Genomic DNA, 21,490 nt, shown 5'->3' on the forward strand with positions numbered 1-21,490 from the left:
GGGGCGTGGTCAGCCCGACGGCCGGGAGGATGCGCGTGCCGGTCCCGCGCGCGGGCCGGCGGACCGGGCGCGCGGGACGGACGGGCTGCCCTCCCTCTGCCCTCCCGGCCCTACCGCCCGGCCGGGCGGCGCGCTAGATGTGGACCGCCCCGAGCGCGTTCGGACAGAGGAGCCCCTCATGCGAGCACACGACCCCGACCACCAGGACGCGCGCACCCCCGCGCCGCCGGCCGGCCGCAGGGCCGACAGCGCCGCCCGCGAACAGGCTCCCGCGTCGTTCCCCAGCGGGCTGGTCGGCCTGCAGCGCAGTGTCGGCAACGCCGCGGTCGTGCGGATGCTGCGCCGCACCGGACACGTCCCACCGGCCGGGCAGCACCACGAACACGACGACGGCCGCGGCCACCCCACCCGGCAGCGGGCCGGCGCCCGCCCCGGGGCGGCGGTGCAGCGCTCGGCTGTGGCGGACGTCCTGCGCTCCGCGGGCCGCCCCCTCGACGACACCACCCGCACCGACATGGAGAACCGCTTCGGCGCCGACTTCACCGACGTCCGCATCCACGACGGCCCCGCCGCCCGACGCTCCGCCGCCGAAGTCGGCGCCCGCGCCTACACCTCCGGCAGCCACGTGGTGATCGGCGAGGGCGGAGGCGACCGGCACACCCTGGCCCACGAACTCACCCACGTCGTCCAGCAGCGCCGGGGCCCGGTCGCCGGCACCGACAACGGGTCCGGCCTGAGGGTGTCCGACCCCTCCGACCGCTTCGAACGCGAAGCCGAGGCGAACGCGCGCCGCATCACGGCCGGGCCCTCCCGCGCCCCCGGGGCCGCGGAGACGTCGTACCGGGCCTCGTCCTCTCCGGCCGGGACGACGGCCGTGCAGCGCTACGCGACGGTGGACGCGGAGATCGGTGACTTCTTGAAAGCCCGCATGTCCGAAAGCGGAAAGTATGTCCTGCTCGGCATGGACGGGGACAACTGGTCCAATGTGATATGGGTCAGGGAGGATGTCGCGGACACTCCGAAAGGCTGCCGCCGGAGCAACGTCCCGCCCATCGAATACGGCGGAAGCCGGTACTTCGAATACGTGCCGGACGGACTCTTCCTGGCGGACTGCGCCCACACGGCCGAAGAGGTCATGCACGGGAGGGCCCTGAAGTACGCGGAAACCGACGAGGAGGCGGCCGAGGCGCCGGTCGTCAGCAAGTTCCGCGGCGTCACCGACGACACCGGAGGCGACCTGCTGTTCGGCGAGGGGAACGAGGAGAACATCGCCGCGGCGAAGAAGTACGCCGGCCGGCGGCAAGGAGGGATGACCCAGGCCCCGAACCACCTGGAGAGCCCGGAGGCGGGCCAGGCGTTCGTCACCGTGGAAACGTCACTGGACGAGGAGGGGAATCCGAACAACGCCTCCGGATGGCCGTTCCACGTGGCGGCCGTGGTGGCCGTGGACGGCGGTGACCGCATCACTCTCGAACAGACCGCCAGCGAACGCGACGCCAAACCCGGCGACGGCCGCCAGGGGATATTCGACATGTACGGCGTCGCCGACAAAAAGACCAGTTTCCACGCCCGCGGCAGAAAGGACAACAACTTCTCGAACAAGGCGGTCACCGCGGTCATCGCCGGGCGCGAGGGGATCGCCCTTCCTGCTGACGAAAGGATCCGCACACTCGAGGCGGCGGCGAAAACCGACCACGGCGTAGCGGACGGGCTGATCAAGGACGCCGAGAAAGGGAAATCCCCGGAGTCCCTGGCGAGCGCCTGGGAAGCCAAGAGGGACGCCTGGGAGTCCACGGAGAGGGTCTGGCAGCAAAGGGCCAAGGACTGGCAGATCCGCAGTGCGGGCCTGCGGGGCGCCCAGAAGAGGGAGGCCGAACAGGAGGCTTCCCGGTGCAAGGAAAGCGCCGTGGCGGCCCAGGAGATGGGCGAGCTCATCGAGGCGGCGGTCAAGAAGGTCAGGAACGGCAAGAAGTATGCGACCTGCATCAGCGCAGTGAAATCCAAGGACCGCGACCAGACCACCAGGGAAGCCAAGGAAGGATCCCTTGTGCCGCAGCCCTTCCACGACGAGTCGTCCGACATGGAGATCGACCAGTGAGCGTGGGGGAGCGGTGCCGGGCCCGGGTCTCAGGCGGGGCGGTCGCAGACCGCCGCGACGCCCTTCGCGGGCGGGCGGGTGGTGCCCCGGTAGCCGCCCGCGCGCAGGACCCCGTCGATCCCGGCGTTGACCGATTCCGCGCAGCGGCGGGCCGCCTGCAGGCCGAGCAGCGCGCTCCTCAGCCCCTTGATGTCATGGGCGGTCAGCGCCTGCGCGCAGCGTCGGCTGCCGTCGTCCGCCTTGGTGGTCACCGCGTGCCAGTCGGCCCGTAGGCGGGGGTCGGCGGGCACGCGGAACCAGCCCGTCTCGAACCAGGCGGCCTTGCCCCACTGGGCGCAGACCGGCCGCAGGCGGCGGTCCAGTGCGTCCCAGTCGTCGTCGGCGGCCCGGGCGTCCCGGATCGCGGCGTTCAGTCGGCTGTCGTACGAGAGCGCCATGCCGATGAGGTCCTTGCCGCCGAGGCGGTACCAGGCCCGGATCTGCCGCAGGCGGGTGGCCTGCGGGACCGGTGGGTCCGGGAGCCCCCAGAAGTTCACCAGGTTGCGCTGGGAGGCGACCTCGTCGACGGTGAAGCCCAGCCGGTACCTCCACCGGGCGCCGTCCGCCGCGGTGCCCGCGACCGCCACGGCGCACAGCAGGAACACCGCGAGGCGCCGTGCCCGCCGTCCCCGGGCCCCCGCTCCGCCGGTCTCGACGCCGGGGCGGACGGACGGGGCGTCAGGACGCCGGCCACGCCGGACGGCCGTCACGGCGACCGCGCCGAGCGCGACGACGACCGCGACCAGCCCGGACAGGATGAGGGCGTTGTTCAGCACGAACGTGAACGGGAACAGTGGCCTCGACCAGGCCGGCCGCCAGGCGCAGCCGTCCGCGAGGACGTCGAGCGGGGTGACGCAGCCGTCCACGGAGACGAGCAGCGTCACCGCGGCGAACCCCAGCAGGGTCGCCGTCTCGGCGGCGATCAGGGCGCCCACCAGCCGGTAGCGCCGGTCCGCCGTGCTCGCCACGGCGGCGGCCAGGCCCGCGGGCAGGCACAGCGCCAGTACCAGGGCGCCCGCGTACCGCAGGGCGTAGAGCCCGCCGCGCGCGTCCGGCACCGGCTGCCCGGTGTGGATCCAGGCCTGGACGCCGACGACGGCCAGACCCGCCAGGACTCCACCCGCCAGGCCCGGCAGCAGGACCCCGAGCAGGGGCGCCACGGGGCCGTCCGGCCGGGGCATACGCTCCGGCAGCCACCGCGGAGCCCGGCCCGCCGCCCCCGACGCCCAGGCGAGCAGCGGCACGGCCCACAGGACGACGACGGCCAGCGAACCCATCGGCGTGTCGGCGATGTTCGACAGCTGCGGAAGCACCGTGGCGAGACCGGGAACCCGGGTCAGGTCCCCGGTCGGGGCCGCGGAGGGAAGCCAGCCCAGGACGCCCTGGGCGACGGCCTTCGCGCTGGGATCGTCCCTGTTCAGGGCCGTGGCCCCGGCGAGCATCCACCAGGTGAGCCACGACGTCATGGCGAGGCAGCCTGCGGCCAGGCAGAGCGTGAGCGCCGGGCGCGGGGTCCGGCCCCGCGAGGTGCGGGTCCACAGGTGCGCGCACTGGGTGGTCCACCACCCGAAGGCCGCCCCCGCCGCCACCGGCACCAGCAGGACCGCCGGCCGCTGCGGCTGCCAGGCCCAGCCCGCGCCCCAGCCGCTGAGGACCAGGCCCGCCGACATCCCGGCGCCCAGCCACGCCCCGGCCCACGCCCCGCAGGGCACCCGGGTCCCGGTCAGCACGGCGTACACCACGGCCCGCCACAGGGCGACGACGATCACGCCGGTCACCAGGGCGCCGGGAACCACGACCAGGACCGTCATCAGGTTGTTGGTGAAGTTCACGCGGTACGGCGCGATCTGCCGGAGCACCTGCTGCACGGCCAGGACGGGCACGGTGCCGATCAGGAACAGCGGCAGCACCGCGGTGCGGAACAGCGGCGCCGGATCGACCAGGGCCCCCTGGCGCAGGCCCCACCGCGGATGGGTGCGCCACAGTTCGAGGAACGCGTCGAGCGCCCGGCGTACCGCGCTCGGGGGCGGCGCGGCGGTGACGGTCCAGCCGTGCGGGTCCGCGCCCCAGCGCACCGCGGCCAGGTCGGCGTAGACCTCCCGGCTGCGCAGCGCGTCGGAGCGGGCGAGGTACAGCAGCACCACCACCACGACGGCCAGCGCCACGGCCCGGTTCAGCTGCGGCACGCCGCCGTTCGCCACCACGCCGTAGCCCACGTAGCCCAGGCAGAGCACGTACGGCAGCAGCACCAGCGTGAGGAAGACCCGCCACAGGGCGACCGTCAGGTACGTCAGGGTGACGTCCCGGTTGGCGATGTGGGCGAGCTCGTGCAGCAGCACCGCCCGGACCCGCTGCGGATCGCGGTGCCGCACGGCGAGCAGGCCGCCGTGCAGGCAGACGACCGGGCGGCCGGTGCGCCCGAAGACCACCGCGCTGACGGAGGCGGCCGCGGGGTCGACCACCACCCGGGGCACCGGCGCCACGCCCGTGGCCCTGCACGATTCGGTGAACAGGGCGAGCAGTTCGCCGTCCGGATCGACCGCGTCCAGCGGCAGGACGCGGCTGCGCCTGGTCCTCCAGCGCGGCAGCGCGGCGAAGAGCAGGGCGGCCACCACCAGCAGGAGCAGCGGCCAGGCCGCCACCTGCCACCACGGCGGCGCGGGAGCCCAGAGGGAGAGGCAGAGACGGGAGGCGGTGATCTGCCCGGAGATGCTGAGCGAGGTGTTCCAGTAGCTGCCGTCGGTGGGGTCCACGCCGGCGGCGAGGGAGCACCCGGTCTCGTCCCCGTCGGCCAGGACCTTCACCACTTCGAGGATCATGGCGCCGCCGGCGGTGAGCATCAGGAGCAACAGGACGACGAACCGGGGGCCCGTGCCCGCGCCGAGGACCCGCTCGTCGACCCGCGGCCGCCCGGGCGGCGCCCCGCCCGCGCCCACCTAGCCCTGCCCGGCCCCGGCGGCACCTGCGGGAGGCTCCGGTTCCGGCGCGGCGGGCGCGTCCAGCCCGCGGGACAGGGCCAGCCGGGCCACGACCGCGTCGGCGACCTCCTCGGCGCGCTCGGGCACCAGACCGCGCTGCTCGCACGCCGCCAGGACCAGGGCCCGCACCTCGACCAGCTGCTCCCGGCTCAGCGGCCGGATCTCGGCCACGGGGGCCCGCCGCCGCAGCACCCGCCGCAGCAGGCCCGCCGCCCCGCGCGAGGCGCGGTCCACCGTCGCGGCGACCATCCGCTGCGCCACCTCGTCGAGCACCAGCCACACGGCGGGCGTCACCAGGGCGGCGACCTCCCCGATGCCGAACCCCAGCGGCTCGCGCCGGCCTGCGCCGCGGCTCAACCGCCGCACCACCGTGGCGTCGTCGAAGCGGCGGAGCCCCTCCACCAGGAACAGCTCGTCCGGTGCGAGGTCCTCCACGACCGACCGCACCACGTCACGCACCAGTACGGCCGGCCGGCCGTCGCCGGTCAGGTCGGTTTCGGATCCCACGCGTCCCCCAGAGCCCCGAGAATCCAGCCGGCCCGCACCGGGACCGGAATGCCGGACCGTCCACTGTGGCACGGAATGTGACGGTCCGGCAGAACTTTTCGCGAGCCTGCGCCATTCGCCCGCCACCAGGAGAACGCCGTCCTCGGGCTGCCGTCCGGGCCAGAGTCGAAGACCCGGGCGGTAGGGGTGCGGGCGGCGGGTCGGTCAGGTCGGGGAAGCGCCGAGGAACCTCAGGACGGCGAGGACGCGCCGGTGGTCGGCGTCGGCTGCGGGCAGGTCGAGTTTGGCGAGGATGTTGTTGATGTGCTTGGCCACCGCGCTGTCGCTGACGACCAGGGCCTCGGCGATCCCGGTGTTGGAGCGTCCCTCGGCCATCAGGGCGAGCACCTCCCGTTCGCGTGGCGTCAGCCGGTCGAGCGGGTCACTGCGGCGGCGCACGAGCAGCTGGGCGACCACCTGCGGATCCAGTGCCGTGCCCCCGGCTGCCACCCGCCGGACGGAGGCCGCGAACTCCTCCACGTCGGCGACGCGCTGCTTGAGCAGGTAGCCGACGCCGCTGGTGTTGGTCGCCAGCAGGTCGGCCGCGTACCGCTCCTCGACGTACTGCGAGAGCAGTACCACCGCGCTCTGCGGCCATCGCCGACGGATCGTCAGCGCGGCGCGCACGCCTTCGTCGGTGAAGCCGGGCGGCATGCGGACGTCGACCAGGGCCAGCTCGGGCCGGTGTTCCTCGACGGCCGCGAGCAGGGCTTCGGCGTCGCCGACTTCGGCGGCGACCTCGAAGCCGGCCATTTCCAGGACCTTGACGAGCCCGACACGCAGCAGCAGCGAGTCCTCTGCGATCACAGCCCGCACGGCAGCTCCACGGCGATGGTGGTCGGGCCCCCGAGCGGGCTGCTGAGGTGGAGGACGCCGTCGACGGAACCGACCCGTTTGGCCAGCCCGCTCAGTCCGCTGCCGGTGGAGGCGTCGGCGCCGCCGATCCCGTCGTCGGTGATGTTCACGCGCAGCATTCTCCCGATCTGCTTGACGGCGACGTCCACGCGGGTGGCGCCGGCGTGCTTGGTGACGTTGGTGAGCGCCTCGGAGACCACGAAGTAGGCGACCGACTCCACGGTGGGCGCCGCTCGCTCGTCGAGGTCGACACGCAGCCGTACCGGGACCGGCACCCGGGCGGCCAGCCCGGACAGCGCCGCGTCCAGCCCGCGGTCCTCGAGGACGGCCGGATGCAGGCCGCGCACCAGGTCGTTGAGTTCGGCGATGGCCTCCTTCGCCTCGCGGTGCGCCTCGGCGATCATGGCGCGGGCCTCGTCCGGCAGGTCGGTCAGGGTGGCCTTGGCCAGGCCCAGGGTGACCGCGAGGGAGACCAGGCGCTGCTGGGTGCCGTCGTGCAGGTCGCGTTCGATGCGGCGGCGTTCGGCATCGACGGCGTCGATCAGCTCGGTGCGGCTCTCCGACAGGTGCTCGACACGCTGCTGAAGCCGCTGGGAGCGGCTGGTCCCGAGCAGCGCGAGCGCGATCCGGGTCTCGGCGCGGGTCACCGGCCCGGTCAGCCAGGGTGCGGCGCACAGCAGCAGCACGCCGGCCGCGGTGTAGTACACCGCCTGGGTCGCGTCGACATGGTCCAGGCGAACCCGGACCGGCAGCATCCGGGCCCACCCGCTGACGGTGACGCCGGCCAGGCCCGCGACCCACGCGGCGAGCACCCCCAGCTCCACCACGGCCAGCAGCGGACCGACGAGCAGGTGGTATCCGGCCTGCCGCCAGGTCTGGCCCGCGGACAGCCACCGCAGAGCGCGCCTCGGCCACCCCTGCCCGCGCGCGGCCGGCAGCCGGAGGACCTCCACTCCCAGCAGCACCCGGTAACGGCGTCGCTGCACGGCGGTGAGCGCGAGCACACCGAGCAGGATCAGCACGACCGGGAGCGGGAGCACCGGCCACGCCCCCGACGTCGCGGCACTCGCCGTCCAGCTCCACAACGGCACCAGCGCAAGGTGCGGCGGAATCCCGACCGCCAGGAAACCGGTGTCCCGCCGGATCCGGACAACTCTGCGCCGCAGCGCCCGGGGAATCGTCATGGCCAGACCGTAAAGCGCCAGGTGAGGGCTGTGCCATGCCCCGTGCACCCGGATCGATGGTGAAACTGGCACCACCCTGGGAACGGCACCCGGCATCACTGGCTGTGATCGCTGAGCGGCTCAGGCTGAAGGGCGTGCAGGAAACCACCGGACTGTTGCCGGAGCCGGACGCCGAGCGCGGCACAGCCATCAGCCTGACCGGCGGCACCAGACCACGGGACTCGCGCAGAGCCACGGAGCGGTCTCCACCCCGGCAGGTTACGGAACGTCATGAGCGGGCACCCATCAGTCACTTGGGGTGGGTGCGACGACTCAAGGACTTCACCCGCCCGACCGATTCCCTCGGTAACGCCTCCACCGCCGGAAAGCATGAGGAGAGGTCATGGGCCGTCGGCCACGCGGGGTCCGGACGTTCGCCGCCATCGCCATGGCGGGCGCCATCGCCCTGAGCGGCGCCGCCACCTCCGCCGCCACCTCGGCGGCCGCCCCGGCCGCGGCCCCGGCCCGGGCCCTGGTGTGCCAGGGCCCGGTCATCGGTTGTGTGCAGGACGCGCGCCGCACCCTGGAGGCGGTCCGGGACGAGCTGGGATGCGACCACCGCGCGCCCTTCCCCACCGTCTACGTCCACATCGAGCGCACGCTGGAGGCGGCGGTCGCCCAGGGCGGATCCTTCGACGAGCCGTCCTGGCTCGCCGGCAGCCTCAACACCGGCTTCGTCAACCTGTACCTCGACGCCTACGAGGCCGACCGCGCCGGACGTCCCGTCCCGGCCGCCTGGCAGGCGGCGTTCACGGCGGCGCGCACAGCCGATGTCAACGCCGGGCAGGACGTCCTCCTGGGGGCCAACGCGCACATCCAGCGGGACATGCCGTACGTCCTCGCCGCCCTCGGGCTCACCGCTCCCGCAGGGGGCACGCGCAAGCCCGACTACGACCGCTTCCAGACGGTCCTGGACCGCGCCTACGGCCCCGCCGTCCAAGACGTCGCCGACCGCTACGACGTGATCGTCGCCCTCGCCGACGACCGCTGGAACCCCATCGCCGGCCTCACCGCCCGCGCACTGTTCCGCACCTGGCGCGCCCAGGCGTGGGAGTACGCCCGTCAGCTCGCCGACGCCCCCGACCAGGCCGCCCGCGACCGCGTCGCCCACACGATCGAGACGAACGCCGAGCAGTGGGCCCAGCTCCTGGGCACCGTCACGGTCCCCGGCTACCGGACGATCCGCGACGACTACTGCCTGACACATACCGGTGGCGCACTCGCGCCGACCGCAACCGTGGGGAGCCCCCACCCCGACAAGTGAGCCCTGCCCCGCACGGCCACACGGGCGGTAGGGTGCCGGTCATGCACGTGGTCGCCGTCCTCGCAGCCGACGGGGTGTCGGTGCTCGACCTGGCGATCCCCTGCCAAGTGTTCGCGCTCGCCCGGGAGCCCCACGGCGGCCCCGCCTACGAGGTGCGGGTCTGCGGGCGGCGGACGGTCACCGCGTCCGCGGGCGAGACGGAGCCCTTCGGGGTCGTCGCTCCGTACGACCTGACGGACGCGCTCGACGCCGACACGGTCATGGTCCCCGGCCTTCCGGCACAACCGGCACCCGACCCCCAACTCCTGGACGTGCTGCGCGAAGCGGCGGCCCGCGGTGCGCGGATCGCCTCCATCTGCACCGGCGCCTTCACCCTCGCCCATGCCGGGCTGCTGGCCGGACGGCGCGCCACCACGCACTGGCGGTTCGCCGACCAGCTGGCCGCCGCGTTCCCCGACGTCCGGGTCGACCCGGCCGTCCTCTTCGTCGACGAGGGCGCCGTGCTGACCTCCGCGGGAATCGCCGCCGGTCTCGACCTGTGCCTGCACATGGTGCGCCGTGACCGGGGCGCCGCCGCGGCGGCCGACGTCGCCCGGATGGTGGTGATGCCTCCGCAGCGCTCCGGCGGGCAGGCGCAGTTCATCGCCCACCCCGGTCCCGTGCGGGAGGACGGCAGCCTGGGCCCGACCCTCCAGTGGATGCGGGACAACCTGCACCGCCCGCTGAGCGTGGCCGACATCGCGGCGCACGCCGCCCTCAGCAGGCGCAGCCTCGCACGGCACTTCCGCGCCCAGGTCGGCACCACCCCGCTGCGGTGGCTGCTGGACCAACGCCTCCAACGCGCGCGCGAGATGCTGGAGACCAGCGACGTGCCCGTGGCCCGGATAGCGCGCGAGGCCGGCTTCGGCTCCATCGAGACGCTGCGCCACCACTTCGCCAGGCACCTCGGCACCACGCCGACGTCCTACCGGGCCGCGTTCCTCGTCTGAACCCTCCGGACGGTCCTCCCTCCCTCCCTCCGTCTCCGCCCGGCCCCCTCCGTCCCCGTCCCCGTCCCCGGTGGCCGGATCTTGCGCCACCACGGCACTGCCGCCCCTCTCCCGGCCACCGCGGGCGCGACCAGACTGGCGGCACCGACCCACCCACTCCCCGGAGGGACTCCCATGGACAGGCGCCACCTGCTGCGCAGCGGCACGGCCGCCGCTGCCGGCCTCGGACTCATCGCCGCCACGCACCGCACGGCAGCCGCTTCCGCACCCGCTTCCGCGCCCGGTTCCCCGCGCGTGCCCGCAGCGGCCACCGCGCCCGAGCCCCCGGCCCCGGACGCCGACGGGTCGAAGCGGCCGCTGCGCGTCCACACCGTCCTCTACGACGGCGTGGAGGAGCAGGACTTCGCCGGGCCGGTCGAGGCCTTCGGCGTGCTCGGCCACGACGGCCGGATCGAGCAGACCTTCGTCACCGCCGAGGGGCCGCGCACCGTCCGCACCGCGGCCGGACTGGAGGTCACGGTCCGCGCACCCTGGTCCCCGCGCTCCGCGGACGTGATCGTGGTGCCCGGCGGCGGGCTCGGCGAGGACTCCGCACTCGCCCGGCAGATCCGGCTGGGCGTCCTGCCGCGGGCCCTGGCGGCCGCCCGCCGGCCCGGCCTCACCCTGGCGGGGGTCTGCTCCGGCACGTTGCTGCTCTGCGCCGCCGGGCTCACCACCGGCCGCCCCTGCACCACCCACCACGCCGCCAAGCAGGAACTGCTCGCGCGCGGCGGCCGGGTCGTCGACGGCCGCGTCGTCGACGACGGCGACCTCGTCACCTGCGGCGGTGTCACCTCCGGCATCGACCTGGCCGTCTGGCTCGTCGAGCGCCACTTCGGTCCGCAGGCCGCGATCCTCGTCGAGACGGTCCTGGAGCACGAACGCCGCGGAACCGTCTGGCGCGAGCGCTGAACACACCCGCCGTCCGCGCCCACGGCGCCGGATGGTTTACGGGAGCGGATCGGGGTCAGAAGAGGACCGGCGGGTGAGAGCACGGGTCCGGACGGTGGACATCCCCCCTTCACCGTCCGGGCCCGCGTCGTCGACCGGCCCGGCCACAGGCGCGTGCAGCAGCACCGTCCCCGCGGACACCTCGGCCCGGACCTGCGTCAGGTCCGCCACCGTCGCCGCGAGCATCCCGTCGGGCAGACCGCCCAGGCCGTCGCCCAGGCCGACGCAGCGCATCCCGGCCGCCCGGGCCGCTTCGACCCCGGCCCGGGCGTCCTCGAAGACCACGCACCTGCCGGGCGGAGCGCCCAGCGCCGCCGCGCCCTTGAGGTAGCCCTCCGGGTCCGGCTTGCCCCGCTCGAAGTCCTCGGCGGCGAGCAGGACGCCCGGCTCCGGCAGCCCGGCCGCCGCCAGCCGCCCCCGGGCGACCGCCCGCGTCCCCGAGGTGACGATGCCCCAGCGGCCGGGCGGCAGCGAGGCCAGCAGCGCCGCCGCCCCGGGGACGGGCCGGATCCCCTCGAAGTCGCGCTCCTCCAGTGCGGCGATGACGCCCGCCTCGTGGACCGCGTCCAGGTGCGGGGCGACCAGGCGGATCAGGTCGACGTCCCGCCGCCCGTAGGACCTCGCCACCGCCTCGTCGTCGTCCAGGCCGTGTCCCACGGCCCACGCGCGCAGGATCCGTTCGATCAGCGGCAGCGAGTCGACCAGCACGCCGTCGAGGTCGAACAGAACGCGGTCGCAGGCGATCCCGCTCATGCGGTGTCACTCATCCTTCCGTACCGGGGGTGTCGAGGTGCCAGACCTCTCCGGGGCCGCCGGCCCCCGCCCGCCGCAGCGGCAGCGGGAGCCGGTCGCGCCCGAAGAGGAGCGTCGAGGCGATCGTCCTGCCGAGGGCGCCCTCGTCGTGCCGCCGCAGCCGCGCCGACTCCTCGGGCGGCAGGTCGGGGTGGGACACCTCGACGACCCGGCAGGGGAGCTCCGCGAGGCTCGCGAGGTACCGGATCCGGGGCGCGTGGTAGTCGGAGGTCACCAGCAGGACTTCCTCCATGCCGTGCTGCCGCGCCAGTTCGCGCGTGAACAGGACGTCGTCGTAGCTGTGCCGGGTCTCCAGCCGGGCGAGCACCGGCGGCCGCCCGCCCGGCCGCGCGGCCAGCCAGGTCTCGCAGTGCCGCCAGTGCGGTCGGTCCGTGGTGTTGAACTGCGCGCCGAAGCCCCCGGTGAGGACCAGGTGCGTCCCCGGGGCGTCCAGCAGTTCCACGGCGCGCCGGGTGCGGGCCCGCGCGATGCCGCTCAGCACGCCGTCGGCGTCGTTGGGCGCCGCGAGGACGACCACCGCGCGCCGCCCGCTCTCCCTCCGGGGGGCCGGCGGCTCGACGGGGGCAGGCCCGGCGGCACGTGCGTCCAGCGCCGCCAGGTACGCCCGGAAGAGCGGACCGTCCGCGCAGGCCCGCAGAGCCGTCAGTTGGGACCAGTCGGCCGAGAGCCCCACCCCGCCCGACATGGTCAGGGAGGTGCCGGTGGCGGCGCCCGCGCGGAACCGCGCCAGCAGCTCGCCCGGCAGCCGGATCCGGAGCCGGGCGGCCGGGGAATCGCCCCACCACCGGCCCAGCAGGTCGTCGGCACCGAAGACCAGCCCGAAGGCCGTACCGGCGGCGGGCCCGCCGCCCGTCACGGTCACCTGGACCGCGAGCCGGGCCCGCCGGTCGTCCGGTGGGCAGAACGGCAACGTACCGTCCACGGCTTCGAACAGCGGGTCCACGGTGCCTCCGGACTCAGGAGTCGGCGAACTGACGGTAGTACAGGACCGTCCGTTCCAGGTCCGCCGCCCTGAACTCGGGGTGCCAGCCCAGCACGTCCCAGCCCTCGCCCTTCGCGACCAGGTCGGCGCTGCGCGTCTCGCCCTTGCGCATCGGCAGGTACTCGATGCCCGCCCGGGAGCCCGTGACCTCCAGGACCATCCGGGCGACCTCGTTCACCGTGAAGGAGACACCGGTGCCGCCGTCGAAGACCTCGCGGCCACCGAAGCCGAGCGCCTCGACGAGCATCCGCCCGAGGTCCGCCGAGTACACCAGGTCGACGGTCTGCTCGCCGTCCCCCCAGACCGGGATCGGCCGCCCGCTCCACGCCCGCACGGCGAAGGTGGGCACGATCTTCTGCACCCCGTAGTGCTTCTGCCCCTCGCCGAAGGCGTTGAAGGCGCGCACGTGGCTGACCGGCACGTCGAAGTTCGCGTGCCACGCGTAGGAGAGGTTCTGCGCGCACTGCTTGGTGGTCTGGTAGACGTTCTGCCACACCTGCGGCATGGTGATGCCGACGAATCCCGCACCGTTCGCGCGGCACGCCTCCAGCACGCGGTAGGTGCCCTTGATGTTGACGTCGATGGCGTCCTCGACGGACGAGAAGAGCTCCTCGGTGCCGAGGATCCCCGCCAGGTGGATCACTCCGTCGACGCCCGCGAGCGCGGGCCCGAGTTTGTCCTCCAGCAGATCCACCCCCGAACTGCGGTCGACGGAAACGGCCTCGTGGCCCTGTTCCCGCAGATACCGAACGGCATATCGGCCGATGAACCCGTCGCCCCCGGTCACCGCATAGCGCATGTCATTCCTCCGCCCTCGACATGGAAAAGCACGGGTGCCTCGCATTATCTTTATGGCAGACGGCGGGCGGCCCGGAAAGGGGACACGAGGCCGCCGACCCGTCACACAAAAGGGACGTTTCGACCGGAAGGCAGACGGATGAGGTGGGCGGATCGTCCCGGTTGGCCCCATCGACCTCCGTACGGCCCGTGACGCACATCACGGGCGGCGTCCGTTTGACGTCACGCACCCCCAGCCGCCACCAGACCCGCTGGGATTCCCCCGCACCATCCGCCCCAGACCGGCAGGAGCCACCGTGCGCGCAGGTGCCAAAAGGGCCGAAGGATATGTTCCGGCCCTTTTCCTCCTCTTCCTCGTGGGAATTTCCCAATCCAGTACGGGGCCGCTGCTCCCCCTCTTCGAAAAGCATTACACGTCCGGCGCGGCGAACGTCCCGTACCTGATCACCGCCTATTTCGCGGGCTGCCTGGCGGCCATGGTGATCGCCTCGGCCGTCCGGTCCGCCGGCCGCCGGGTGCTCCCGGCCGCCACCCTCGGCTACGCCGCGGGCTGCGCCGGGATCTTCCTCTCCGGGAACCTCGCCGTCGGCCTCGCCGGCTGCGTGCTCGCGGGGTTCGGGGCGGGCAACGTCGTCCTCACGGTGAACGACGTCTTCGCCCGTCAGGACGACGGCGTGGGGATGGTCAACCTCCTCAACGGGGTGTTCGCCCTGGGCACCGTCGTCGGCCCCCTGCTGGCCGGAGCCTGCCTGGAGTGGGGCCGGCCCTACGGGTTCCTCGTGGTGGCCGTGGGCGCCGCCCTCTGCCTGCGGGTGTCCAGGGTCGCCGCGTGGAGGACCCGCGAGGAGGGCCCCGACGACCGGGCCCGGGCCCTCGGCAGGAACGCGCTGGCGGGCTTCCTGCTGCTCTACCTGGGATACGGAGGGCTGGAGACCGGGATCGGCGCCTGGGCCGCCAAGGACATCCAGAGCCAGGGGCACACCGCGGCCGCGGCGGCCGTCATCGTCGCGGTCTTCTGGGGCGCCACCGCCGTCTCGAAGTTCGGCGCGGCGGCCCTGGCCCGCAGGGCCACCACGGCGGGCCTGGTCATCACCGGCCTCTCCGGCACCAGCGCCGCCCTCGTCGTCGCGTCCCTGCCGCACGGCGCGGTCGCCGGGTACCTGCTCGCCGGACTGGCGCTGGGACCGGTCTTCCCCACCGGCCTCGCCTGGCTCGCCCAACGCGGCGGGGACCGCCGGTCGGTGGGGCTGGCCATCTCCTCGTCGATGACCGGCAGCATCCTCTTCCCGGCGGCGATCGGCTGGTTCGTGGCGTACGACGTGCGGGCCATCCCGTGGGGGCTCGCCCTCGTCGGGGCCTGCGCCGCGCTCGCGGCCGTCGCGGCCCACCGCACCGCCACCGTCGCCCGCCCCGCGGCGGCCGGCGCCGACGCGGCGCCGGCCGCCCGTCAGGCCGGCGATCGCCTCCGACAAGGCGATCGCCTCCGATAAGTCGGCGACGTCGTCCAGGAGCACGGCCTTCCGTCCCGGCTCGGCCGCGCGGCTGCCCGCCGTTCCGGCGCCGGCACCCGCTCTTTCCCCTGACCCGGACCACGCGGCGGAGGTCGTGGATCCGTCGTTCCCGGGGGCGCGGCGGTGACCGGCCGACCCGTCACGGTGGCCGTGCCCGAGGGGTACCGGGTGGGCCCCTGGCGCGTGGGCCCGCTGCTGGACGCGCCGGGCGTCACCGGACGGCGCCGGCCGACAGCCGTCGCCCGGTCGTCGATGTCGCCGACCGCATCCCCTGCTGTCCGACCTGCTGTCCGACGCGGACCCGGACGACGCCCTCACCCCGCTGCGCCCGGCGCTCGACGGGGGCCTCGCCGCCGCCGCGCAGCGGCGGGAAATTACCTCACTCGCCAGCGCTCCAAAATCTATGCGCGCCGGAGTAGACATTGCTCGCGGGCGGGTCTAACGTTTCTGTCGTAGACAGCAGTCGGCGATACCGGCCAGACACGAACTGGCCGGAGTTGTTGGACAGAAGTTCGCGGTTCGGTCCGGCAGCGGAGTCCCGGAGCCAGGCAGGTGCAGGACGGCGACGGGACTGGCTGCCGGACCGGGTGGCCCGGAGGTACCAGGGGCCGCCACCAGCAGTACGCAGTCGAGTGAGTGCAGTACCAGCAGTACGAAGAATGACAGTGACCCAGAGGATGAATGGAGGGCGCAGGCGCCATCGGGATCGCCCGGCCCGCGAACGCTCGCCCGGGCGGACACCGCAGACCCCAACGCAAGGACGGTGGTTTCCGGTCACGCATACGCGATCCCCGCACACCCCTCCCCCGGGGCAGTGCGGAAGTAACAGGACCGGCCCAGGCCGGTAGATGGTGTTGTTCCCTTCGGGGCCCCGGAGCCGATACGGCCCCGGGGCCCCTCGACGCGTTCTCCTCGAGAACCAGAGAGGTGCAGTGACTACAACGGCCAGCCCCGACACGCCCGACAAGCTCGACGACGACGACTACCCCGCCTACACCATGGGGCGCGCCGCCGAGATGACCGGCACCACCCCCGGCTTCCTACGAGCCCTCGGTGAACACCGCCTCATCACCCCCCTGCGCTCCGAGGGCGGACACCGCCGGTACTCCCGCTACCAGCTACGGATCGCCATGCGCGCCCGCGACCTCGTCGGCCAGGGCACCCCCATCGAAGCCGCCTGCCGCATCGTCGTCCTCGAAGACCAGCTCGAAGAAGCCCTGCGCATCAACGAACAACTCCGCGGCTCCCAGCGCGCCCAGGAGCCCCCTGCGGACAACTGACCTGCCGTCCGGGCCCACAGCCGCAGGCGGATCCGGGGCGGCCCGTGCTCGGGCCGCCCCTTCGCCGTTCCTGGCCACCCGGTGCTGAGCGCCGACGGCGCGGCGGGCTGTCCGGTTCATGGCCCGGTACGTGACCGGCTCCACCTCGTCCTCGGGCCGCGGGGCACGCGCACCGGGCGGGAGCCGGGCGGGCACCGGCCGGGCACGGTCCGCCGGGCGACACCGGGCGTTCGGTTCGACGAACGCCCGGTCGAGGATCGTGCTCCGGCCCCCACTCCCCTCGTGGTGGGGGCCGGAGCGGGCCTCGGTCGCGCCGACGAGAGAGAGCTTGCAACGGGGACGGCTGGACGGCCATGCATTAGCCTCTGGGCCTAATAGTCACCAACGCGGCAGGTCAGGACCGCTGCGGGGAACCGGAGGAAGGCTCGTGATCGCACTGAGGTTCGGGGTCGCGGACCTCGCGAGGACCCGGTTCGTCATATCCCCGCTCGACCACCTGATGGCCGGCGCGGCCCGGTCGGGCGCGCACCAGGGCAGCGGGTCGCGCAGCGAGCGCTGGTGGCGGGACATCCGCCGCCACGTGCCCCAGCGGGCCGTGCGCTTCCTCGAGGTGGTCAACGCGAGCCCGGTCGGCGTTCCCGACTTCATGGTGGCGGACCTCGACGCCGTCCGCCGGCAACTGACCGACGAGCTCGACGCGCTCCTCTCCGTCCCGCAGCAGGCTGTGGAGGAGGGAGTCGCCATGTTCGGCAGCGGCCCCGAAGTCCCGGACGCCCTGGCCCGGTTGCGCGAGGACGGCAGCCGGGGCCTGCGCGAGGTCAGCGACGGTGCCTGGGCGCTGTTCCGGACCTGCCTCGCCCCGGACTGGCCTGACATCCGCCGCGCCCTGGAGGCCGACATCGCCGTCCGGGCCCGCACCGCCGCCCGCTCCGGGATCGGCGAAATGCTCGACTCGCTCCACCCGAAGGCCGTCTGGCGGGACGAGGGAGTGCTGGAGTGCACCCTCGGCGACCTGGAGGGCTCCTTCGAACTCGGCGGCCGGGGCCTGGAACTGCGGCCCAACTACTTCGTCCAGCGGAGCATCAGCCTGCTGGCCGGGCCGGACCGCCAGAGCCTGCTGCTGCACCCGATCGCCGCCCCGACCGCCGAGCCCGCGGCCCGGACACCGGCCGCCGACGGCCTCGCCGCCGTGCTCGGCCCCGCCCGGGCCCGCGTCCTGCGCGCCATCGCCGGCAGCGCCTGCTCCACCACCGAGCTCGCCCAGCGGCTCGGCGTCACCCCGCCCTCCGCCTCCGCCCACGCCGCCGCCCTGCGCACGGCCGGCCTGATCGCCACCCGCCGTGAGGGCAAGCAGGTCCGCCACACCCTCACCGACGTCGGCCACGACCTCCTCCTCGACAACCCGCCGCCGCTGCCCCCGGCCTGAGCGCCGGTCGATCGCGGCTCGGACGGACCGTGGGGTGGCACCCTCGCGACAGGGGCCCATGAGGCTGCTCCGACAGGACGCGGTGTCGGCTCATCCGGCCGGTACGGTCCGCCCGGCCGGTCCGCGGTGCTCACCGGTCTTGCCGTTGCGCCCTCCCGGCCGGCCGGCGCCCGGGGCCGCCGGCTGTCTCCCTTCGCCGGGGTCCGGCCGGGGGGGTGACGGCCCGCCAGCTGTCCGCAGGCCGCCGTCCGGCCCGCCGCCCGCCGCCCGCCGGCCCGTCCCGGACCGGCCCCGCCGTCCCGGGACGGCAGCGGTTCGTTGCCCCCGGTCACCCGAACGAGCGGCACCGCCACCACCATCGGCCGTCCGTGCCGCCCCGGTGACAGCATGGCGCCTCATGGACTACCAGCAGTGCACGGACCACCTCGCCCGGCTGTTCCGGATCCCGGCGGCGGAGCGCGACGCGCGGCGCGACCACCTGCCCGCGCTGCTGGAGGCGCTCGGCCGCCCGCAGGACGGGCTGCGCGGGGCGATGGTGGTCGGGACCAACGGCAAGGGTTCCACCGCGGCCTTCGCCGTCGCGGCCCTGTCCGCGGCCGGGCAGCGGGTGGGCAGCATGCCGAGCCCGCACCTGCAGGAGGCGCGTGAGCGGGTCCGGGTCGACGGCAGGCCGGTCAGCCGCGCCGAGTACGCGGCGGCCTACGCCGAGGTGCTGGCGGCGACCGAGGAACACGGCCTGCCGCTGTCCGCCGCCAGCATGTGCGCCGCGGTCGCGACCGTGCACTTCCGCCGGGCCGGCGTCACCCGGGTGGTGGCCGAGGCCGCCCTCGGCGGACGCAGAGCGGCCGTCCGGGAGCTGGGCCTGGACGTCAAGGTGATCACCGGCGTCGGACTGGACCACACCGACGCGCTCGGCGACACCCTGGCCCGGATCGCCGCGGCCAAGGCCGGCGCGGTGTGCGACGGCGACCACGTCGTCCTCGGACACCTGCACCCCCAGGCGCAGACAGCCGTAGAGGAAGAACTGGCCGCGCGCACCGGCCTGACGCTCTGGCAGCTCGACCGGCAGATCCACTGCACCGCCCGCCCCGACACCACGAGCGGCACCGCCCTGCTCGACGTCGCGACCCCGCGCGGCGAGCACCGCGCCCTGCCCTGCCCCCTGCCCGGCACCCACCAGCACCACAACCTCGCCCTCGGCCTCGCCACCGCGGCCGCGCTGCCACCCCGACGGACGAACTCCTGCGCCCGGCCCTGGCCGCCCCCCGCTGGCCCGGCCGGCTCGAACTGCTCACCGACGCCCGGCTCGACGGCTGGCACGGCCGGGTCCTGCTCGACGGAGCCCACAACCCGCAGGCCATCGCCACCGTGACACCCGAGATCGAATCCATCGCCGGCACCACCCGCCCCCCGCGGGCCGCCGTCGTCTTCGCCGCGATGCACGACAAGGACGCGGCAGCGATGCTCGCCCGGCTGCCCGAACCGTGGCCGCTGGTCCTCACCCGCACCGACGCACCCGACGCCACCGACCCCGCCACCCTGCTCGACCGACTGCCCCCTGACCGGCGTACGGACGCCGTCACCGCCCCCGACACCGCCACCGCGCTGCGCCGGGCCGCCGCCCTGGTCGGCCACGGCGCACTGGTCGTGGTGCTGGGATCGCTCCGGCTGGTGGGCGAGGCCCGCACCGCGCTCGGCCTGCCCCCGGCCTGACAGCGCCGGACGGCGCCGGCCGGTCGGTCGCGGCCCCGGCATGGTCGGCTTCCTGCTCGGCTGCGTCCAGTGCCGGGTTCGCGGCTTCCCGTTCGGGGTGGGCCGCTCGACGGTTCGACCGCCACTCCCGTCCGGTCGCCGGAGGCCCGGCCGTGGGCCGGTGGCGGTGGCGGTGGGGGAACCGTCGACCCGAGGGGTCGGCGTCAGCGTCACAGGCCGCCCAGACCCGGTGGGTCCTCGAAGGGCGATGGGGGCGGCGGGGGCGGCGGGCTGATCGCCTTGTCCAATGCGCGGAGCCTGCCGTGGAATTCGCCCCGGGTGGCCTTGCCGAGGATTTCGGCGTCCTCGTCGCCGAGCGGGTCGTGGATGCGGGGACGCCACGGCTGGTGGCGCTCCCGGTGGGCGGCCAGGGCCGCGCGGCCCGCCTCCGTGGTTCCGCCGGACCGGCGGTGCACGTCCGTGGCGGCCCACCAGCCCGCCACGACGAGCAGGAAGGTGCCCACTCCCGGGACCAGGGGGCTGGGGAAGCCGCGCGCGGCGACCATCCAGACGGACGCGACGCCGAGGCCGAGGGAGGCCAGGCGGATCACGGTCAGCTGGTCGGCGGCCAGTTCGGCCGCCCGGCGGCGGCCCGGGTGGTCGACCAGGCCCTGGTCGCCGAGCCGCCGGCCGACGGCGGTGACGCCCGCAGAGCGCCGCAGCCGCTCCATCCGCCGCCACGCACGGCGCCGCGGCACCCGCCCGAACACCCGCACGACCTCCGCTTCCACCGCGTCCCGCGCGACCGGGTCCACCACGGTGAGCACCCCGTCCGCCGCCGACACCCGGCGGCGGAGCACCATCGAGGCCAGCACCGTCTGCGCCAGCGACCCGGCCCCCCGGTGCAGGTAGGCGACCTCGTAGACCGTCAGTTCCTCCTCCGGCGCCCGCGGGACCACCAGCGCGTCCACGTACGCGCGGTACGCCCGCCGCAACCGCACGGCGCCGATCGCCGTCAGCGCGAAGGCCGCCGCCAGCACCACGATCCACCCCACGACAGCCCCCTCCCCGCACCCGCCAGGCGCACCCCGGCTTGATGCCCGGGCCGGCCGCCCGTCAAGCAGAGCCCGACGAGCCCGCCCGGCCCCCGACCGCGCGCCCGCCGCGGGTCCGCGCGCCCGCCGCGGGTCCGCGCGCACCCGCGTCCGCCGCGGGTCCGCGCGCACCCGCGTCCGCGGGCAGGCCGTCCCCCAACCCGTCCGATGACGGCCCCTACGGCTCCAGCCGGGGGTCGTCGATGCCGACCGTGACGATCCCGGGCGGGTACAGCTCCGGATCGGCCGTCAGGATCAGGTGTTGCTGCGGACGCGCCGGGGTGGGCAGGCTCACGGCAATGGCGTGGGCCACGCCCTGGCCGCCGTAGCCGTCACCGACCATCCTCGCCACCACCACCGCGGTCGACGCGTCCAGGGGCTCGAACTCGAGCGACGGCAGCGCCAGGACCGCGTGCGCCGCGCCCTCGTCCTTGACCTCGGCCTCGATCAGGCACAGGACCGGCACCAGCAGGTGCTGGAACGGGCTCTGCAGAGCGGAATCCACGATCCGGTGCAGGCGCGGGTGACCGGCGGCCAGCGCGGACAGCGCGCTGGAATCCAGAATGATCACGCGCTGCGCCACCTCGGAGCGACCTTGGCACGCGCGTCCGCCGCGGCGATGTCGTAGACCCGCTGCAACAGGTTCGGGCCCTCGTCCAGCTCCGGGTCCGTGAGGGTCATCCCGAAGTGCTCCCGCAGCAGCCGGCGGCCCTCGGCCACCCGCTCCGCGATCTGCTCCGGGGTGGGCTGGGCCTCCACCAGCCGGGCCACCTGGGCGCCGATCGTGGTGCCGCCGGCCGCCGCGAGCGCGGCCAGCCGGTCACGCGTCTCAGCGGAGACCTTGATCGTCGTATCAGCCATGCCCTCAATGGTATACCGGTGGTGCACCATTGGTATACCGATGGCCTGGCC

At 74.6% G+C, this 21,490-nt stretch carries 19 protein-coding genes; 9 read left to right on the forward strand and 10 right to left on the reverse strand.

The annotated features are described in order from the left end of the window. Positions 1–178 precede the first annotated feature (178 nt). Complete coding sequence (locus ACFY0X_RS16565; RefSeq protein ID WP_387754803.1) at positions 179–2,098, forward strand: DUF4157 domain-containing protein; 1,920 nt, start codon at positions 179–181, stop codon at positions 2,096–2,098. Between the two features lie 29 nt (positions 2,099–2,127). Here ACFY0X_RS16565 and ACFY0X_RS16570 read toward each other — a convergent pair whose 3' ends face one another. The 4 genes from ACFY0X_RS16570 to ACFY0X_RS16585 all read right to left on the reverse strand — a co-directional run bounded on the left by ACFY0X_RS16570 (position 2,128) and on the right by ACFY0X_RS16585 (position 7,700). Continuing rightward, on the reverse strand, positions 2,128–4,977 hold the full coding sequence (locus ACFY0X_RS16570) for a M48 family metalloprotease (protein ID WP_387754921.1): 2,850 nt from the start codon (positions 4,975–4,977) through the stop codon (positions 2,128–2,130). Positions 4,978–5,073: 96 nt separating this feature from the next. Beyond that, positions 5,074–5,622, reverse strand: a complete 549-nt coding sequence (locus tag ACFY0X_RS16575) for a hypothetical protein (protein WP_387754806.1) — start codon at positions 5,620–5,622, stop codon at positions 5,074–5,076. Between the two features lie 204 nt (positions 5,623–5,826). Continuing rightward, the gene (locus ACFY0X_RS16580; protein ID WP_387754809.1) at positions 5,827–6,477 is read right to left on the reverse strand and encodes a response regulator; all 651 of its coding nucleotides are present in this window, start codon (positions 6,475–6,477) and stop codon (positions 5,827–5,829) included. Continuing rightward, positions 6,465–7,700, reverse strand: coding sequence for a sensor histidine kinase (locus tag ACFY0X_RS16585; protein ID WP_387754811.1), 1,236 nt, complete (start codon positions 7,698–7,700; stop codon positions 6,465–6,467). Before ACFY0X_RS16585 ends, ACFY0X_RS16580 begins: the two co-directional genes overlap by 13 nt. A 382-nt stretch (positions 7,701–8,082) precedes the next feature. On the opposite strand from ACFY0X_RS16585, the gene ACFY0X_RS16590 reads away from it, so the two are divergent. From ACFY0X_RS16590 to ACFY0X_RS16600, 3 genes are all read left to right on the forward strand, one after another. After that, positions 8,083–9,003, forward strand: a complete 921-nt coding sequence (locus ACFY0X_RS16590) for a DUF5995 family protein (RefSeq protein WP_387754814.1) — start codon at positions 8,083–8,085, stop codon at positions 9,001–9,003. A gap of 41 nt (positions 9,004–9,044) precedes the next feature. Next, positions 9,045–9,992 (forward strand): GlxA family transcriptional regulator, encoded by a 948-nt coding sequence (locus ACFY0X_RS16595; protein ID WP_387754817.1) that lies wholly within the window; start codon positions 9,045–9,047, stop codon positions 9,990–9,992. Between the two features lie 174 nt (positions 9,993–10,166). Beyond that, on the forward strand, positions 10,167–10,943 hold the full coding sequence (locus ACFY0X_RS16600; protein ID WP_387754820.1) for a DJ-1/PfpI family protein: 777 nt from the start codon (positions 10,167–10,169) through the stop codon (positions 10,941–10,943). Positions 10,944–10,979: 36 nt separating this feature from the next. Here ACFY0X_RS16600 and ACFY0X_RS16605 read toward each other — a convergent pair whose 3' ends face one another. Genes ACFY0X_RS16605 through ACFY0X_RS16615 form a run of 3 tightly spaced genes read right to left on the reverse strand, consistent with a single transcriptional unit; the run spans position 10,980 to position 13,747 of the window. Further along, positions 10,980–11,735, reverse strand: coding sequence for an HAD-IA family hydrolase (locus tag ACFY0X_RS16605; protein WP_387754822.1), 756 nt, complete (start codon positions 11,733–11,735; stop codon positions 10,980–10,982). Between the two features lie 10 nt (positions 11,736–11,745). Beyond that, on the reverse strand, positions 11,746–12,738 hold the full coding sequence (locus ACFY0X_RS16610; RefSeq protein WP_387754825.1) for a YdcF family protein: 993 nt from the start codon (positions 12,736–12,738) through the stop codon (positions 11,746–11,748). A 13-nt stretch (positions 12,739–12,751) separates the two neighbouring features. Then, complete coding sequence (locus ACFY0X_RS16615; RefSeq protein WP_387754828.1) at positions 12,752–13,747, reverse strand: NAD-dependent epimerase/dehydratase family protein; 996 nt, start codon at positions 13,745–13,747, stop codon at positions 12,752–12,754. A 124-nt stretch (positions 13,748–13,871) separates the two neighbouring features. Between ACFY0X_RS16615 and ACFY0X_RS16620 the strand changes: the two genes are divergently transcribed. From ACFY0X_RS16620 to ACFY0X_RS16640, 5 genes are all read left to right on the forward strand, one after another. Beyond that, complete coding sequence (locus ACFY0X_RS16620) at positions 13,872–15,065, forward strand: MFS transporter (protein WP_387754830.1); 1,194 nt, start codon at positions 13,872–13,874, stop codon at positions 15,063–15,065. A gap of 1,019 nt (positions 15,066–16,084) precedes the next feature. Further along, on the forward strand, positions 16,085–16,366 hold the full coding sequence (locus ACFY0X_RS16625; RefSeq protein ID WP_387754923.1) for a MerR family transcriptional regulator: 282 nt from the start codon (positions 16,085–16,087) through the stop codon (positions 16,364–16,366). A gap of 427 nt (positions 16,367–16,793) precedes the next feature. After that, positions 16,794–17,792: an ArsR/SmtB family transcription factor gene (locus ACFY0X_RS16630; RefSeq protein WP_387754832.1), complete on the forward strand. Its 999-nt coding sequence runs from the start codon at positions 16,794–16,796 to the stop codon at positions 17,790–17,792. 397 nt (positions 17,793–18,189) lie between these two features. Then, positions 18,190–19,164 (forward strand): Mur ligase family protein, encoded by a 975-nt coding sequence (locus ACFY0X_RS16635; protein ID WP_387754835.1) that lies wholly within the window; start codon positions 18,190–18,192, stop codon positions 19,162–19,164. After that, positions 19,122–19,505, forward strand: a complete 384-nt coding sequence (locus ACFY0X_RS16640) for a glutamate ligase domain-containing protein (protein WP_387754925.1) — start codon at positions 19,122–19,124, stop codon at positions 19,503–19,505. Before ACFY0X_RS16635 ends, ACFY0X_RS16640 begins: the two co-directional genes overlap by 43 nt. A gap of 209 nt (positions 19,506–19,714) precedes the next feature. Here the strand turns inward: ACFY0X_RS16640 and ACFY0X_RS16645 are convergent, their stop codons facing one another. The 3 genes from ACFY0X_RS16645 to ACFY0X_RS16655 form a co-directional block, all read right to left on the reverse strand. Beyond that, the gene (locus tag ACFY0X_RS16645; protein WP_387754838.1) at positions 19,715–20,539 is read right to left on the reverse strand and encodes a TIGR04222 domain-containing membrane protein; all 825 of its coding nucleotides are present in this window, start codon (positions 20,537–20,539) and stop codon (positions 19,715–19,717) included. A 217-nt stretch (positions 20,540–20,756) separates the two neighbouring features. After that, complete coding sequence (locus ACFY0X_RS16650) at positions 20,757–21,149, reverse strand: hypothetical protein (protein ID WP_387754840.1); 393 nt, start codon at positions 21,147–21,149, stop codon at positions 20,757–20,759. Next, positions 21,146–21,439 carry a hypothetical protein gene (locus tag ACFY0X_RS16655; protein ID WP_387754843.1) on the reverse strand — a complete coding sequence of 98 codons (294 nt, stop codon included), beginning with the start codon at positions 21,437–21,439 and terminating at the stop codon, positions 21,146–21,148. Before ACFY0X_RS16655 ends, ACFY0X_RS16650 begins: the two co-directional genes overlap by 4 nt. Positions 21,440–21,490: the final 51 nt, after the last annotated feature.

This window comes from Kitasatospora sp. NPDC001547 (assembly GCF_042894165.1).
In the GTDB taxonomy this organism is placed as follows: domain Bacteria; phylum Actinomycetota; class Actinomycetes; order Streptomycetales; family Streptomycetaceae; genus Kitasatospora.

What these genes read in the sequence shown, in the direction of transcription:
- ACFY0X_RS16565 (WP_387754803.1), top strand. Translation starts at nt 179, where the DNA reads ATGCGAGCACACGACCCCGACCACCAGGACGCGCGCACCCCCGCGCCG.
- ACFY0X_RS16570 (WP_387754921.1), bottom strand. Translation starts at nt 4,977, where the DNA reads ATGCTCACCGCCGGCGGCGCCATGATCCTCGAAGTGGTGAAGGTCCTG.
- ACFY0X_RS16585 (WP_387754811.1), bottom strand. Translation starts at nt 7,700, where the DNA reads ATGACGATTCCCCGGGCGCTGCGGCGCAGAGTTGTCCGGATCCGGCGG.
- ACFY0X_RS16590 (WP_387754814.1), top strand. Translation starts at nt 8,083, where the DNA reads ATGGGCCGTCGGCCACGCGGGGTCCGGACGTTCGCCGCCATCGCCATG.
- ACFY0X_RS16595 (WP_387754817.1), top strand. Translation starts at nt 9,045, where the DNA reads ATGCACGTGGTCGCCGTCCTCGCAGCCGACGGGGTGTCGGTGCTCGAC.
- ACFY0X_RS16600 (WP_387754820.1), top strand. Translation starts at nt 10,167, where the DNA reads ATGGACAGGCGCCACCTGCTGCGCAGCGGCACGGCCGCCGCTGCCGGC.
- ACFY0X_RS16605 (WP_387754822.1), bottom strand. Translation starts at nt 11,735, where the DNA reads ATGAGCGGGATCGCCTGCGACCGCGTTCTGTTCGACCTCGACGGCGTG.
- ACFY0X_RS16615 (WP_387754828.1), bottom strand. Translation starts at nt 13,747, where the DNA reads ATGGGGCCAACCGGGACGATCCGCCCACCTCATCCGTCTGCCTTCCGG.
- ACFY0X_RS16625 (WP_387754923.1), top strand. Translation starts at nt 16,085, where the DNA reads ATGGGGCGCGCCGCCGAGATGACCGGCACCACCCCCGGCTTCCTACGA.
- ACFY0X_RS16635 (WP_387754835.1), top strand. Translation starts at nt 18,190, where the DNA reads ATGGACTACCAGCAGTGCACGGACCACCTCGCCCGGCTGTTCCGGATC.
- ACFY0X_RS16655 (WP_387754843.1), bottom strand. Translation starts at nt 21,439, where the DNA reads ATGGCTGATACGACGATCAAGGTCTCCGCTGAGACGCGTGACCGGCTG.